Genomic DNA, 15,237 nt, shown 5'->3' on the forward strand with positions numbered 1-15,237 from the left:
CGTGGCCGGCGAGGACATCACGCTGCCGCCGACGGAATCCGCGGACGTACGCCCGGACTCCGGCGACGCGCAGCCGACGCCCGCGGACAGCAAGCCGCGCCGGAAACGGCGATGGATCTGGATCGTGCTCGTCGTCGACATCGCGCTGCTGGTCGGGCTTCGCGCGCTGCTGCCGACGATCGTCGAGCGCGGCGCGGCCTACGGTTCGCGCTACTGGCTCGGGCTTCCGGCACGCATCGACAACGTGGATTTCGATCTCGTCGACGGCGTCGTCGTTCTCGAGGGCGTGAGCGTAGGGCGCGAGCCCGACAACGTATTGCCCGAGGACGCGGCATTCGAGCCGCCTGCGATCGATCGATCGACCGCGCTGCTGCACTTCGATCGCATCTCTGCGCGGCTTTCGTGGAAAGACCTTCGTGACCACGCGCTTCGGCTGGTCGATCTCACGCTCGAAGCGCCGCTGGTGCGCGTCGAGCGTGAAGCCGACGGCGCCATTGATCCGCTGAGACACGCCAGGCCGCTTGCGCCCGCATCACCCGCCGAGCCCGAGACCGGTGAACCTTCACGGCCTTGGCCTGTATCGGTCGATCGCTTCGCGCTGCGCGCACCGAACGTCGTGATCGTGGATCCGCCGACCGGCGGTAATCTTCTCGAGTTCTCGCTCGAGAGCTTCGGGCTCGATCACGTGGCGGTGAACGGCAGCAGCTTCGCGCTCGGCGGCATCGACGTCGAGGGGCCGGTGCTGCGCGTGCGTCGCGACCTCGTTCTTTCCGGTTCTTCGGCAAAGCCTGGAACGACGGCCGCGCCGTCGCCGCCGGCTGCCGGTGCGCCGGCCGCTCCGGCGCCGGCATCATCGCCCGCTGCTGCGCCTGCATCGCCGCCCGTTGCTGCACCTGCATCGCCACCGGCCGCGACACCGCCACCGGCACCGGCCGCGACGCCACAGCCTGCCGCTTCCGCAGCTGCGCCGCCCGCGACTTCCGCGCCGTCGCGCGCCGGCTACCGCATCGAGAAGATCGACATCGCGCGCGCGACGTTCACGTGGGTAACCGATCACGGTCCCCTCGACGTCGCTCTTGCACTGAAAGCCAGCGACATCACGGCCGACGAGGGCAAGACGTTTCCCGTCGATCTGAAGCTCGACATCAACAAAGGGCACGTGAGCGTTGCAGGCGACGTCGGAATCCTGCCGCCGACCTACAAGGGCAAGCTGGCCTGGAACGGCCTGCCGTTTCCGCCGCTGCTTCTCGCATCACTGCCGGATCTCGCCGCATGGCTGCGATCGGCCGATTCGACCGCTGCGCTCGAGATCGATGCGGACATCGCCGGATCCCACGGGCCTCCGTCGATCCGCATGGCGGGCCATGCGACCGTCGCGACGCTCGCGATTGCCGACCCCGGCGACAAGGAAGTCGCCGTCGGATTCAAGGAGCTCGAGGTCGCGATGAAGGACGTGCTGGTTCCGCTTCCGGAGGCGGGAAAACCGATGCGCACGACTGTCGTCCAGCTCGATCTCGTCAAGCTCACGCAGCCGACGATCCGTTACACGCATCCTTCGCCGTCGCTCTACGCGCTGCTGGGAATTGCGCCGCCGCAGCCCGCGACCGCTGCACCACAGCCCGCGACCGTGGCAGCAGCGAAGGATGGCAAAGCCGCGGCAACGAAGGACCAGTCTTCTGCGACGAAGCAGACGAGCGTCGCAGCGCCAGCTGCAAAAGTCGCCACAGCGCCACCGGCAAAAGCCGTCGCGTCGAAACCAGTCGCTGCTTCGGCAAAAGCCGCCGCCGCGAAACCGGCGGCGCCGACCACGATCGCAACCGATGCCCCGCCACCGCCGTCGTCGCCCGTCGACGTTTCGATCGCATCGCTCGAGCTCGTCGCCGGAGACCTCGCAGTCACCGACACCACGGTCGCGCCGCCGGTGGTCTCCACGGTCAAGGACCTGTTCGTCACCGCGCGCGACGTCCACATTCCGGATCCGTCCGCGCACGACATCAGCATCCGTGCGATCCTTCCGAAAGTTTCGGAGCTGACGATCAAAGGCGACCTGAAGCCCGGCAACGTCGGCGACTTCACGGTGTCGCTGCAGAAGCTCGACCTTCCGGTCTTCAGCCCGTACGCGATGATGGGCGGCGCATCGCTCGATGCAGGTCAGGCCACGGTCAAGACCAGCGTCAAGCTGCGCGGAAAGATGACGCAGATAGACAGCGAGCTGGTGCTGAGGAAGCTCGGCGTGTCGCTGCGCGACCCGTCGACGTTCGACCGCAGCTTCGGGATGTCGATCGATCTGGTGCTCGCGCTGCTGCGCGATCCGGCCGGCGACATCCGGCTGCGCATTCCCGTCAAGATGGACGAGAAAGGCACCGAGGTGGATACGGGCGCGATCATCGCCAGCGCGGTGCGCGACGCGATTCTGGGAGCGCTCACGTCACCGCTCAAGCTTCTCGGCGGCGCATTCGGAGCAGGCGGCGGCAGTCACGATGCCGGTAATGCGGCGGGCGGCGCGGTCGGCATCGCGCCGCTGCGCTTCGACGCGGGCTCGGCCGAACCGGCGGCCGACGCAGCGTCGCGCGTCGACGGCCTCGCGAAGCTGCTCGCGGATCGCCCGGTCGTAAAGCTCGTGCTGCGCGGCCGCACGTCGCCTGAGGATCGCCCGTTCGTGGCCGAGCAGCTTCTCATCGAGCGGATCAAAGCGGGCAAGGGCCTGCCCGACGTCGAGGGTTCCGGCTTTCTTGCGCGGCGACGCATCTCGCAGGCGCTCGTCGCTGCCGACAAGAGCGGCGCTGCGCGAAAGGGACCGCCGGCAGGGATGTCGCCGGAAGACAAGGCGCGCTACGACAAGACGATCGCGGCCGTCGAGATTCCGAATGACAGGCTCGTCGCGCTGGCATCTGCCCGTGCGGCGAGCATTCGCGCGCTGCTGGTTGCGAAGAAGATCGACCCTTCACGCGTAGCGGTCGGCGAGCGCGAGGCCGATGGCGAAGCAGGCGTCGTGGTTTCGCTCGCGGCCCGCTGAGGGCAGGCGCCGCTCAGCGCGGGCGCAGCAGAACCACCGGAATGTCGCGCGACGATCCGGCCTGGTAGTCGTCGTAGCCGGGCCACTGCTTCGCCATCATCGGCCAGACGCGTTTCTTGTCTTCCGCGCTGCCGGTGCGCGCCGTGACCGGAATGATCTTGTCGCGAACCTGAATCGACACGTCGGGGTGTGCGACCAGATTCTCGTACCAGCCCGGATTCTGCGGCGCGCCGCCCTTGGATGCGATGAGCACGTAGTCGTCGCCATCGCGTCCGTAGATCAGCGGAAACTTGCGCGTCTTGCCGGATTTCCGACCGATGGTGTGAAGCACGAGGCAACTCGTGCCGTTCCAGTCGTGTCCGACCTTGCCGCCGGTCGCCTCGTATTGCCGAACGTGTTCGTCGCCGAAAAGACTGTAGTCAGGCATGGGCTATTCTTGGCACGACCGCCGGTGCTTCTCTACCGGCTCCGCCTGATGCTCTACCGGCTCCGCCACCGGCCACCCCCCGGCGGCTATTCGATACGGATCATCTGCCGATCGTAGTTGCGCGGACCCCGGAAGGACGCGAGAGCCGGAGGCGCTCCGGGCGACACGTAAAAGCTCGTGGTGGGGGCGATCATGCGAACGATCGGATCCACGACGAAGTTGATCGTCGGGCTCAGCGCGTAAAGCCTCGCATCGATCCTGCTTCCGTGTCGTTCGAGCGAGACGGGCTGCTTGCGAACGAATTCCATGTTCAGCACCCGCGGCTTCGGCGTGACGACGACGGTCTGAAAGACCAGGTGATCGCCGTGCGAGTTCTCGTCGAAATTCTTGAGCACGATGGCGAGCAGCGGGCCCCAGTAGGTGGCGGGCGTAAGCTCGGCGGCTTCGTCGTACGTTTCGCGTTTCTTGCCCAGGCCGGAAAAGCCTTTGATGCGTCCAGCCGCGACATCGATGCTGACGTCGACGGTCGGGGTTCCTTTTGCGTTGCGGATGATCATGCGTCCGCGGATCGATCGAAGGGTTTTGCCGACGTCCGCTTCGACGCGGTCCTCGTCACTCGAACCATCCTCGAAGCGTGCGACGCGCGAGACCTCGAGCACGCTGCCGCGGCGGTGCTGGCGATATTCGACGAACCCGATGATCGATTTGCCGTCCTCGCTCACGATCGAGCTCATGCCGGCAATGTCGCCTTCGACGTATGCGAGCCGGATGGGTTCGGGCGGGTCTGCGAATGCGGAGGGTGTGCCTGACAACGCGATGGTCGCAAACAGGAAAAAGAAAATGTGGCCGCCGGATGTCATGCGTTTCCTCGATGGATCACGGGCCGCAGGGGACTTCCTTCCTGCGGCGCGATCACCATCGATTATGCGGCAACAACGCAAAAACGTCAGGGCGGAATTCTACGCGCGTAGTTGCGCGCGGATGCAGGCCGCACGGCAAAAACCAACAGACCGCTGCAGCGGAAACTGCAGCGGTCTGTAGAAGATCGAACTGCTCGAAGCGCCCCCCGGCTGCTTCAGTACTGGCTTTGCGAAAGCGTCCAGCGTCCGTTGCCGAGCTTCCAGTTCGCCGTGACGAACGCGACGTCATTGCCGAGATAGATCTGGGTCGTCATCCGCGGGACGGTCGCGCTCGAGAGATCGGCGGAGACTTTGACCCGGACGCCGTATCCGTAAACGCCGCCGTCCCTGCGCCGCTTGACGCGGACGCTCTGGATGCCGTCTCCCTGCAGGTCCGGCGCCTTGAAGAGAAACCTGCTTTTGCGTGTCGCCCTCAGCTCTCCCGCCGGCAGGTCCGCGCGGAAAATTGTGCCGGCGGCGTTGCTGAGCATGATCGTGAAGGTCTCGAGGGCGGGGTTCACGTCTGTCGTCGGCACCATTCGGCCGTGGAAACTGAAGTCTCCGCTTCGAACGGCACGAGGGTCGACTTCCGACAGATACACCATGGCCGGATCCCGCAGCAGCGGAATGCACGGGACGAGGAGCTGGCACTCATCGCTGCAGCTTGGTGGAATGGCATCCACGCAGTCGCTATCCGCGCAATCGATCTCCCCATCTCCATCGTCATCGGTTCCGTTGTTGCAGAGCTCTCCACCGGGCACATCGCACTGCTCGCCGCAGGCGAGCTCGACGATTCCATTGCCGCAGGTCGCGCTCACGTGCATGCAGAGGTCGGTCGCTTCGACGCACGAATCGATGGTGCACGCATTGGCATCGGTGCAGTCGCGGGCCGGCCCGGCCAGGCACGTGCCGCTGTCGCAGGCATCGCCCACCGTGCAGAACTCTCCGTCATCGCACGGGACGGCGTTGTTCACGTGCGCGCAGGTGTCGGTCGCTTCGATGCACGCATCATTCGTGCACAGGTTCGAGTCGCCGCAATCGCGCGGCACGCCGGCGCAGGCGCCGCCGGTACAGACGTCGCCGACCGTGCAGAACTGGCCGTCATCGCAGGCAATCGGGTTGTTCGCGTGCGTGCAGGTATCGGTGTTCTCGTTGCACGAATCGATGGTGCACGCGTTTGCGTCGCCGCAATCGCGCGCGGCACCGGGGATGCAGTTGCCGGCGCTGCACGAGTCTCCGTCCGTACAGAACAACCCGTCGTCGCAGAGACCGGTATTGTCGTTGTGAGTGCAGATCCCGCCCGCCTCGTCGCAGGAGTCGTTCGTACAGACGTTCGAATCGGTACAGTCGCGAGGCACACCGCCGCAGGTGCCCCCGCTGCAGGCATCCCCCGTGGTGCAGAACTGCAGGTCATCGCACGCAATCGAGTTGTTCGTGTGCAGGCAGACATCCGTGGCTTCGCTGCACGAGTCGTTGGTGCATGAATTCGCGTCCGCGCAGTCGCGCGCCGTGCCGGAGCAGGTGCCGCCCGCGCACACGTCGCCGACAGTGCAGAACAGGGCATCATCGCAAGTCAGGGTATTGTTCGGAAAAGTACATCCGTCGACGTCTGCGACCGGGTCGGCGGGAGCGCAAATCTGGGTGGTACAGACGTTGCCGTCGTCGAGACACTCCGCATTGCTGCCGCACGACGGCCCGCACGCGGAAATGACGTTGGTGTCCAGCGTAACTGCGCCGTTGAGGGCATACAGGCTGCCGTCGTTGGATGCGTCAGTCGTCATCGTGATGGATTCGGAGGCCAGGATGTCTCCGAAGAACGCCGTTCCCGTTCCGAGAGTGGCGGAGCTGCCGACTTGCCAGATGACGTTGTTGCAGGACGGAAATCCGTTGATCGTCACCACGCTCGCATTGCTTGCCGTGGTCAGCGTACTTCCGATCTGAAAGATGAAGACGGCGCTGGAGTTGCCCTGGAAGTCCAGGGTCAGCGTTCCCGTCAGTTCCGCCGAGCTGTCGAAACAATAGACTCCGGGAGTAAGCGTGAGGCCGCCGAGATCGCTGCCCGTCAAGTCGGTATTGCACGCCTGTCCGGCAACGAAGTTGTATGCGTCGAGTGCATCGGCCTGACCCGGACCGGCGTTCGAGCTGAATCCCGAGTAGATCGTCCCGTTGACGATTCCGGGAGGATAAAACCCCGTAACCGCGGTGCCAGGGCTCACACCGAGATCGCCATTGACGACGGTGAGTCCGGTACTGGTTACGGTGGTCGCTCCGAGTACCGCGAAGTCGATTGCCGTGCCGAGGTCAGGACGAACGGCCGCGTACAGCGAAACCGGAGATGCCATCATCGACAACGCCACAGAAAAAGTCAGGCTTCTACGAAGTTTCACGATGCCTCCTGTCGCCGGGAGATGGCGGCACCGTAATTCTAGGCTTCGAAGGTGATGGCGATAGACAGGAGTTCTACGCGCGTAGTGACGTGATTCGTGCCACGTCAGTGTGCGTCACGACGCCCTTAGGGGCTGCATAATCGACGCCGTTTACTTCCCATTCGCCGAGCAGTCCGAAACGACCTGTCCGGCGTGCACGTTCGGATCGACGTTATCGTAGGCCTTCTCGATCTTTCCGTCGGCGCCGACCAGGTACGAAATCCGCCGTGCGGTCTTTGCATCCGTCGATTCGGCCGCGCCGACGGCTACCGCGAGTTTTCGGTCCGTGTCCGAGAGCAGTCGGAACGGCAGCGCTTCGGCGGCGACGAACTGTTTGTTGCTCGCCGGTTCGTCGAACGAAACGCCGAGCACGACGACTCCGGCTTTCTCCAGCGTCGAATAGTTGTCGCGCAGGCTCTTCGCTTCAATCGTACAGCCCGGCGTCATGGCCTTCGGATAAAACCACAACAGATAGCGCTTGCCGGCAAGATCGTTGGAGCTGACCATGCGGCCTTCCTGGTCGCGAAGCTCGAAATGCGGCATCGATGCGCCGGGCGAGAGCATGCCGGCATGGGCGGCGCCTGCGCCGAGCAGCGCCAGTGCAACTGCAGCAAGTCCGAGTCGAAGCGTGATCGAATTTCTCATGGCGTAAGTCTCCGTTGGGCTGTGGTCGTTTTTCAATCCGGCCGCAGCTCGTCCATCAGGCGCGCGCCTGCGGGATCGTCGGCGGTAACGGGTACGATTCCTATCTCATCGGCACCGGCGTCGGCGTACTGGCCGAGACGCCGGCGCACTTCGTCCGCGCTTCCGACTGCGCCGATCGATTGCATGAGCTCGCGCGGCATCGCCGCGAGGATCTCTCGCGGATGAGCGCCGCTGCGGGCGAGCGAGACCGTGCTCGCAAAGCCCGCCTCCGCGAACATCTCGCCGTAGCCGGGTGCCCCGGCGTAGACGACGAGCTGACGGGCAAGCTGCTGCCACGCTGCGGGCCCGGGATCGATCGCAACCGGCACCCAGACCGCAAGCGGCGGCGCATCTCGGCCGGCTGCGCGTGCCGCATGCGCAATCGCCGCCTTGGTGCGCGCGACCTGCTCGCTGGTGACGAGATTGACGACGACGCGGTCGGCGACCGCCGAGGCCAGCTCGAGCATCCTCTTGCCGAACGCCGCGACGGTGATGGTGGCGTGTGACGGATCGCCGGCGGTGCGAAATCCCGTCGAAGACTCGTGCGTTCCGCTCGCGGACGAACGCTCGCCGGCAAGCATCGGACGCAGCGCGTCCACCGTCTCGCGCATCCGTGCAACGGGATGCGCGAAGTTGCGGCCGTGCCACGCCGTGACCACCAGCTGGTTCGATGCGCCGAGAGCCAGATCGGCATCGCGCGCGCCGAGCGTCCGGACCGACGCCATTCCAAGTGCGAGCGAAGCCGGCGTTCGCACGCCGACCGCAAGCGGGCCGACGACGAGCCGTATCGCCGTGGTCTCGCGTGCGATCACGCATGCGAGCGCGAACGCATCGAACGTCATCATTTCGCCGACCCACAATGCGCCGAAGCCCGCGGCGTCGGCGTTTCTGGCGATCTCGACGGCTTCGAGATTGGGGCGGTCGAGCCAGTACGGAAGCACGATCGACAATGAGGCGGACATGCGAGGTTTCTTCTGCCTGTGCGGGCAGAAGTAAACCCCGCGAACGCCATCGTACCCGCCGCCACCCGAGGGCTTGGCCGGGCCCCGGACTTTCCTTATAAGAGCGCGCGATGACGGTCCTGGTCATGTTCGGCGCGATCGCCGGTTTCTTCTTCGTCGTCGAGCGGCTGTTCCCGCGCGTGCCCGCGCAGCGCATCATGCGCCGCGGATTTTTCGCCGACATGCTCTATCTGCCGGTGCAGTACGTGTTGCGCGTGCTGATCAGCTTCCTCGGCGCCAGCCTGCTGACGGAGATCGGCAGCCGCTCGCTGCCGGGATCCGTTTCGATCCTGTCCGGACGACCGATCTGGCTGCAGGCGATCGTGGTGGTCATCGTGCTGGATTTCTTTTTCTACGTGATGCACCGCCTCAAGCATCGCTGGCACTGGTGGTGGAGGCTTCACGAAACCCACCACAGCTCCGAGGAGATGGACTTCCTGTCGTCGGTTCGTTTCCATCCGCTCGAAAAACTGCTCGATCGCGTGATCTTCCTGCTGCCGTTGACCGTGCTCGGCGCCGACGAGCCGGCGCTGCTCGTCTGGTCGGGAATCGACGTCTTTTTCGGCATGCTCAACCATTCCAACACCCGCATCCGTCTCGGCCCGCTGCACGCCATCTTCGTCGGTCCCGAGATGCACCTGTGGCACCATGTGCAGGATCCGGTTCGCGGAGACTGCAACTTCGGCAATAACCTTTCGATCTTCGACTGGATGTTCGGCACCGCGAGGCTCCACGACGAGGAACCGGTGCACTTCGGAATCGAGACCCCGGACTTTCCTCACGAGAGCTTCGTGCGGCAGTTCTTCTTCGCTTTTCGCACGCGCGACCAGTTCGACATCGCGCGCACGATGGCGTCCGTGGAGCAGCAGGCGGCGCGCCTCAAACTCGGCAAAGACGGGGCTGCACTCGGCCGCGCGGCGACCGAGTGACATGCACCGCGGCCTGCGCGTCGTCCTCGTCGTGCCGGTCTTCGACGAGGAAAGAAAAATCGGCGAGGTCGTCCGGCGCGTGCCGCGCAGCATCGTCGATCGGATCCTGGTCGTCGACGACGGATCCACGGACACGTCACGCGAAGTCGCCAAGGCCGGCGGTGCAGAGGTGCTGGAGATGGGCCGCACGGTCGGCGTGGGAGCCGCGCTGCGCGCCGGATTCCGCGACGCCCGCTCCGGCGGCTGCGACGTGATCGTCGTGTGCGCCGGCAACAACAAGGATTCCCCAGAGGAGATTCCGCGTCTCGTCGACGCCATCGCCGACGGCGCCGATTTCGTTCAGGGCTCGCGTTTCCTCGCCGGCGGACGATCCGGCGGAATGCCGCTGTACCGGCGGATCGCGACGCGGGTGCACCCGCTGCTGTTCTCGCTGGTCGCACGAAAACGCGTCAGCGAGTCGACCAACGGTTTCCGCGCATTCCGCACTGCGCTGCTCGACGATCCGCGCATCCGCCTCGACCAGCCGTGGCTCGACCAGTACGAGCTCGAGCCCTATCTCTACCTGAAAGCCATTCGTCTCGGTTACGATACGCGCGAAGTTCCCGTCACCAAGATCTACCCGCCGCGAGCGCTCGGCTACACCAAGATGCCTCCGGTAACCGGATGGTGGTCGATGCTGAGGCCGCTCGTCCTGCTCGGCCTCGGGCTGAGGAGGTGACGATGTCGTCGTATTCGAACGGCGTCGTCCGCATCGGCGTTCTCGGCGCCGGGCACTGGGGGCCGAATCTCATCCGCAATTTCATCAGCAACGAACGGTCACGTGTCGTTGCAATTGCCGATACCAACGCCGGCCGGCGCGAGGCCGTGCTGGCACGCTATCCCGGCGTGGACGGTCACGACCGTGCGGAGTCGCTGCTCGCGCGCGACGACCTCGACGCCGTCGTGATCGCAACGCCGACCGCGACGCATCATCGCCTTGCTGTGGCTGCGCTGGCCCGCGGCCTGCACGTGCTCGTCGAAAAGCCGCTCGCGCGGACGACTGCAGAAGCCGAAGAGCTCGGGCGCATCGCCGCGGACGCAGGGCTCGTGCTGCTGACCGGTCACGTGTTCCTGTTTCACGAAGCCGTGCGTACGGTGCGGCGCCTGATCGACGACGGCGAGCTCGGCCGCGTCCAGTACATCCAGTCGGTGCGCACGAACCTCGGTCCGATTCGTACCGACGTGTCGGCGCTGTGGGACCTTGCCGCGCACGACGTGTCGATCTTCCACTACTGGCTCAACGGGCTTCCGAGTCGCGTCACCGGCAAAGGAGGCATCTACGTGAACAAGGGGATCGAGGATGTGGTGTTTGCGACGCTCGAATATCCCGGAGGCGTTCTCGCCAACCTGCACGCGACTTGGCTGTCGCCGAACAAGCTCCGGCAGATCACCGTGGTCGGGGAGCAGCGCATGCTGGTTTTCGACGACATGAACCTTGCCGAGCCGGTGCGCATCTACGACAAGGGCGTCGCGCCCGTGACCGAACCCGGCTGCGAAGAGTCGTACCCGATCGTCGACAGTTTCGTCGGCTTCCGGTCATCGATCCGCGACGGCGAGATCTCGGTTCCGCTCATCCCGGCCGGCGAGCCGCTGCGTGCGGAATGCGAGCACTTCCTCGATTGCATCGTCGACGGCGCGAGGCCGCTGTCGGGCGCCGCCGAAAGCATCGCCGTCGTTCGCGTGCTCGAAGCCGTGGAACGGTCGCTGCGCGCCGGCTCCGCGGAGCAGCATGTCTCATGAGCGGGAAACGCGGGAACACGGCGGGCGGTGCGATCATCCATCCGCTCGCGCTCTGCGAGAGCGCGGACGTCGGCGAGGGCACGCGCGTCTGGGCGTTCGCGCACGTCATGCCGGGTGCGCGCATCGGCTCGCGATGCAATCTGGGTGAAGGCGTCTTCGTGGAATCCGGAGTGACGGTCGGGAACGACGTGACCATAAAAAACGGCGTGGCTCTCTATGACGGCGTAACGCTGGAAGACGACGTTTTCATCGGACCGAACGCGGTCTTCACCAACGATCTTCGGCCGCGCTCGGGCGCACACAAGAAGTCGGCCGCGAAGTTTCTCGCCACGCGCGTTGCCCGCGGCGCCAGCATCGGCGCCAACGCGACGATCGTCTGCGGCGTCACTGTCGGTTCGTATGCGATGATCGCGGCCGGCGCGGTCGTGACGCACGACGTTCCGCCGCATGCGCTGGCCGTCGGCGTGCCTGCGCGCGCTACGGGCTGGGTCTGCGCATGCGGTGACAAGCTCGCCACCAAAGGCACGGTCTTCGTCTGCGAATGCGGGCGCCGCTGGACGCCGGCAACCAACGGCGGCCTCACGGACGCGTCGTGAGCGCGATTCCTCTCGTCGACCTCAGCGCGCAGTGGGAGTCGATTCGCGCCGAAGCCGAACCGGCGATGGCCGAGGTCCTGGCTTCGGGCGCGTTCATTCTCGGTCCGGCGGTCGAACGTTTCGAAACGGCTTTTGCGACGTGGGTCGGGGCAGCGCATGCGGTCGGAGTCGGCAGCGGCACCGACGCCGTCGAGCTTAGCCTGCGGGCCTGCGGCATCGGCGCAGGCGACGACGTGCTCGTGCCCGTGAACACGTTCGTCGCGAGCGCCATCGGCGTGCTGCGTGCCGGCGCGAATCCGGTCTACGTCGACTGCGACGAGAGAACGTTCCTTATCGATCTCGATGCGGCAGCGCGCGCGCGGACGCCGCGTGTTCGCGCGCTGCTTCCCGTTCATCTCTATGGCCGGCTGTGCGATCCGGATGCGCTGCGTGCGTTCTGCAGCGCAAACGATTGGCTGCTGATCGAAGACGCTGCGCAGGCGCACGGCGCCAATAGTGCGGCTGGTCGCGCCGGATCGTGCGGAATGGCTGCGGCGTTCAGTTTCTATCCCGGAAAGAATCTCGGGGCCGCCGGCGACGGTGGCGCCGTGACGACGAGCGATCCAGACGTCGCGAGCCGCCTTCGGGCGCTGCGCAACTACGGCTCACCCCGCAAGTACGAGCACCCGGCGTTCGGCGTCAACAGCCGGCTCGATTCGCTTCAGGCGGCGCTGCTCGACGTGAAGTTGCGGCGCATCGATGCGTGGAATGCGTCGCGCCGCCGGCTCGCGCGTGCATACGACGAGCGGCTTCGCGGCATCGAAGGCCTCGTGCTGCCGGAGATTCCTACCGGTGAAGAGCACGTCTTCCATCTCTACGTGGTGCGGGTTCCGGCGCGGCTTCGCGATGGCGTCATGCGTGCGATGGGTGCGGCCGGCATCGGCGCCGGCATCCATTATCCGGCGCCGGTCGCGTTCCTTCCCGCGGTCGGCGCGACGCCGACGCCCGGTGACTTTCCGGTTGCCGAACGCGTTGCCGGCGAGATCGTGAGCCTGCCGCTGTATCCGGAAATGCCCGAAGCGTCAGTCGATCGCGTCTGCGAGGTGCTGCGGTCGGCGATTGCGTAGCGGCTCACGTCGGAGTTCCCGTCCTGGCAGCTGTTTCGGGATTGCCTCAACTCACGCCAGACCTGCATGATGCCGCGTCTGCTCCCGCGAGCGGCAAAGAGGGAACATGTTCGAGCGACTCCGGGCCGAGATCCGTGTTTTTCCGGCCGCGATGCTGATTGCGGCGGTCGCACTATTTCTACCGGGGGCGGGGATTGCCTCATCGGAATCGTGTGGAAAGCCTCAAAGCGCGGGGCAGAATCCCGCGGCGTCCGACTGTCTGTACATTCTGCGTGCGGCCGTCAGCGACGAGTTGAGCTGTCCGCTTTGTCTGTGCGACGTCAACGCCAGCGGCGGCGTGACCGCATCCGATGCGCTGGGGTGCCTGCAGGCCGCAGTCGGTCAGCCGGTCACGCTCACCTGTCCGCCGTGCGATCAATCCACGACCACGTCGACAACGACAACCACGACAACCATCGATTCGTGTCCGACGGTGATCGCGCTGACGACGCACGCCGGCTACGGAGCCGCGTGCGCTTCGAATGGCGACTGCGCGATCGGAGAGTGCGACGGGTTGAGCGGCCGATGCCACACGTCGAGCGAGCTCGACATCGGATGGATAACGTCGCAATCGGACTGGAACGACGGGTCGACTCTTCGCCTGCGAACCGAGTGCGGCAGCGACGGACCACCGTGCGGCCAGTGCAGCGTGACCGACGTCGATGCATCGGCGGGGAACTGCCGCTGCACGAGCCTCGGGTTCGCGACTCTACCGGGGAGGGGGAACCAGCAGATTTGCGACGTTCCGTTCCAGCACGACGTGCCGGCGTGCCTGGAATGCGAGGACGCTGGCCAGAAGAACACGCAGGGGTGCAACGTCGCGGACGACTGCCTGGATACAAATCCTCAGTGTAAGAACGTCAAGGTCTGCACGAACTCACCAGACACGGTCTGCACTTCGAGCTCGGTATGCACGGCGATTTCTGCGGAAGGGACGTGCGCGGCCAGGGTATGCTCCAACGAGCATCTGACGGCCTGCGGCGCCAACAGCGATTGCGCCGAGCCAACTGCGAAGTGCCAGTCGCAGAAGTGCTCGAATGACAAGACCCACACCTGTTCGACGAACACGGACTGCCAGGTCGGTGTATGCAACCCGCAGAGGTTGCACTGTTCCACTCAGGGCAGCTCGGAGTTCTGCACGACCAATGAGGACTGCTTTATCCACGGAACGTGCACCGGACACGGAGATTGCGCGTGCTACACCGGCGCGCCGCTTCCGATTTCCGCCGGTGGAGTTCCATTTTGCGTGCTCACGCGATTCGCAAACCCGGTCGTCGGAACCGTCGACGTGGACGAAGGATCGGTCGCGCTCACCGAGAACCTGCGAATGCTGGTGTTTCTGGGACAGTCCGGCAGCGGTAACTCGTGTCCGACGTGTGGCGGTCTGTGTTCGACCAACGCCGATGCGGTGTGCAATCGCGACCTCGACTGTCCAGGGGGCACTTGCACCCACCTGGATCCGATCAGCGGTGACGGACAGCGCGGCGGCGTCTGCACGGCGGGGCAGAACATCAAGCTTCCGTGCGACGTGACGGCGGCCAATACGACGTTCCCCGCTTTTATCGATGGGCCGAACGGCGGCGGATACAGCCTCGATTGTTTCCCGAGTGCCGGGAAGAACGCTACAGGCACCGGTCTCCTCATCGATCTGACGCAGACTACTGGAACCTCGACGCTGACGGCCCACGTGCCGTGCGGACAGGTTGACGCGCTCTGCCCCTGCCTCATCTGCAACGGCAATCGTACGGAGGACGTCCCGTGCAACACCGACCAGTATTGCGCGGATCTCGGGTTCGGAACGTGTTCCTCTTCGGGCTCCGGAGGCTTCCCGGAACCCAACGTTTGCGAAAACAGCGCCTGCAGCGCGTTGCCGGACGGAACCGGAGAGTGCACGACGGGGCCTGACGAGTTTTTCTGCGACGATCTCGTTCGCGCCAACGGCAAGGGAATTGTCCCGTGCGACCCGACGCGCGTCGTTGATGAAAGGGGATGCGGCAAACCCAGCGATGGAGTTTTCTATTATGGGAATTGCACGCTCAGTCAGCGGCGACTGTGTCTGCCCGATCCGATCGTCGCGACGGGCGAAGTCGACCCGCAGCATCCTGTACTGGCGTCAACGGCATGCATGCCTCCGACGAGCGGAGCGGGGAAGAATGCGGTTCTTGGAATCCCCGGGCCTCTTCGACTGCTGCAGCAGACGACCATGCAATCCTTCTGCGACGCTGCCGCCGGAAAACGGTACGCTCCTGGTGTCGGATGCGCGGCAGAGCCCGGCGCGACGATTCCATGAACGTCGCGGCGCGCGAGCTCGCAAACGCAGCCGTCGCGCTCGTTG

General features: G+C 65.4%; 12 protein-coding genes. 7 read left to right on the forward strand and 5 right to left on the reverse strand.

Annotation, left to right across the window (positions count from 1 at the left end; all coding sequences use genetic code 11):
* The first annotated feature begins 1 nt into the window (after window position 1).
* Window positions 2–3,016 carry a DUF748 domain-containing protein gene (locus VN634_16095; protein HXC52404.1) on the forward strand — a complete coding sequence of 1,005 codons (3,015 nt, stop codon included), beginning with the start codon at window positions 2–4 and terminating at the stop codon, window positions 3,014–3,016.
* 13 nt (window positions 3,017–3,029) lie between these two features.
* Here VN634_16095 and VN634_16100 read toward each other — a convergent pair whose 3' ends face one another.
* The 5 genes from VN634_16100 to VN634_16120 all read right to left on the reverse strand — a co-directional run bounded on the left by VN634_16100 (window position 3,030) and on the right by VN634_16120 (window position 8,513).
* A complete protein-coding gene (locus VN634_16100; GenBank protein HXC52405.1) occupies window positions 3,030–3,443 on the reverse strand; it encodes a nitroreductase family deazaflavin-dependent oxidoreductase in 414 nt (137 codons plus the stop codon).
* Between the two features lie 86 nt (window positions 3,444–3,529).
* On the reverse strand, window positions 3,530–4,303 hold the full coding sequence (locus VN634_16105) for a hypothetical protein (GenBank protein ID HXC52406.1): 774 nt from the start codon (window positions 4,301–4,303) through the stop codon (window positions 3,530–3,532).
* Window positions 4,304–4,518: 215 nt separating this feature from the next.
* Window positions 4,519–6,729 (reverse strand): ice-binding family protein, encoded by a 2,211-nt coding sequence (locus VN634_16110; protein ID HXC52407.1) that lies wholly within the window; start codon window positions 6,727–6,729, stop codon window positions 4,519–4,521.
* A 150-nt stretch (window positions 6,730–6,879) separates the two neighbouring features.
* A complete protein-coding gene (locus VN634_16115) occupies window positions 6,880–7,413 on the reverse strand; it encodes a peroxiredoxin (GenBank protein HXC52408.1) in 534 nt (177 codons plus the stop codon).
* A gap of 32 nt (window positions 7,414–7,445) precedes the next feature.
* Window positions 7,446–8,513, reverse strand: a complete 1,068-nt coding sequence (locus tag VN634_16120; protein ID HXC52409.1) for an LLM class F420-dependent oxidoreductase — start codon at window positions 8,511–8,513, stop codon at window positions 7,446–7,448.
* Window positions 8,514–8,524: 11 nt separating this feature from the next.
* Here VN634_16120 and VN634_16125 point away from each other — a divergent pair, with 11 nt between their 5' ends.
* The 6 genes from VN634_16125 (at window position 8,525) to VN634_16150 (ending at window position 15,192) form a co-directional block, all read left to right on the forward strand.
* Window positions 8,525–9,382 carry a sterol desaturase family protein gene (locus VN634_16125; GenBank protein HXC52410.1) on the forward strand — a complete coding sequence of 286 codons (858 nt, stop codon included), beginning with the start codon at window positions 8,525–8,527 and terminating at the stop codon, window positions 9,380–9,382.
* A gap of 1 nt (window position 9,383) precedes the next feature.
* Window positions 9,384–10,100, forward strand: coding sequence for a glycosyltransferase family 2 protein (locus VN634_16130; GenBank protein HXC52411.1), 717 nt, complete (start codon window positions 9,384–9,386; stop codon window positions 10,098–10,100).
* Between the two features lie 2 nt (window positions 10,101–10,102).
* Window positions 10,103–11,161 carry a Gfo/Idh/MocA family oxidoreductase gene (locus VN634_16135; protein ID HXC52412.1) on the forward strand — a complete coding sequence of 353 codons (1,059 nt, stop codon included), beginning with the start codon at window positions 10,103–10,105 and terminating at the stop codon, window positions 11,159–11,161.
* Window positions 11,158–11,757 carry an acyltransferase gene (locus VN634_16140; GenBank protein ID HXC52413.1) on the forward strand — a complete coding sequence of 200 codons (600 nt, stop codon included), beginning with the start codon at window positions 11,158–11,160 and terminating at the stop codon, window positions 11,755–11,757. The genes VN634_16135 and VN634_16140 overlap by 4 nt, the downstream gene beginning before the upstream one ends.
* Window positions 11,754–12,863: a DegT/DnrJ/EryC1/StrS family aminotransferase gene (locus VN634_16145; protein ID HXC52414.1), complete on the forward strand. Its 1,110-nt coding sequence runs from the start codon at window positions 11,754–11,756 to the stop codon at window positions 12,861–12,863. The genes VN634_16140 and VN634_16145 overlap by 4 nt, the downstream gene beginning before the upstream one ends.
* A 106-nt stretch (window positions 12,864–12,969) precedes the next feature.
* Entirely contained in the window at window positions 12,970–15,192 is a 2,223-nt protein-coding gene (locus VN634_16150) for a hypothetical protein (protein HXC52415.1), read from the forward strand.
* The last annotated feature ends 45 nt before the right edge of the window (window positions 15,193–15,237 follow it).

The organism is Candidatus Limnocylindrales bacterium, assembly GCA_035571835.1.
In the GTDB taxonomy this organism is placed as follows: domain Bacteria; phylum Desulfobacterota; class Binatia; order UBA1149; family CAITLU01; genus DATNBU01.

Coding starts and splice junctions, on each gene's coding strand:
- VN634_16100 (HXC52405.1), bottom strand. CDS start 3,443: ATGCCTGACTACAGTCTTTTCGGCGACGAACACGTTCGGCAATACGAG.
- VN634_16105 (HXC52406.1), bottom strand. CDS start 4,303: ATGACATCCGGCGGCCACATTTTCTTTTTCCTGTTTGCGACCATCGCG.
- VN634_16115 (HXC52408.1), bottom strand. CDS start 7,413: ATGAGAAATTCGATCACGCTTCGACTCGGACTTGCTGCAGTTGCACTG.
- VN634_16125 (HXC52410.1), top strand. CDS start 8,525: ATGACGGTCCTGGTCATGTTCGGCGCGATCGCCGGTTTCTTCTTCGTC.
- VN634_16130 (HXC52411.1), top strand. CDS start 9,384: ATGCACCGCGGCCTGCGCGTCGTCCTCGTCGTGCCGGTCTTCGACGAG.
- VN634_16135 (HXC52412.1), top strand. CDS start 10,103: ATGTCGTCGTATTCGAACGGCGTCGTCCGCATCGGCGTTCTCGGCGCC.
- VN634_16140 (HXC52413.1), top strand. CDS start 11,158: ATGAGCGGGAAACGCGGGAACACGGCGGGCGGTGCGATCATCCATCCG.
- VN634_16150 (HXC52415.1), top strand. CDS start 12,970: ATGTTCGAGCGACTCCGGGCCGAGATCCGTGTTTTTCCGGCCGCGATG.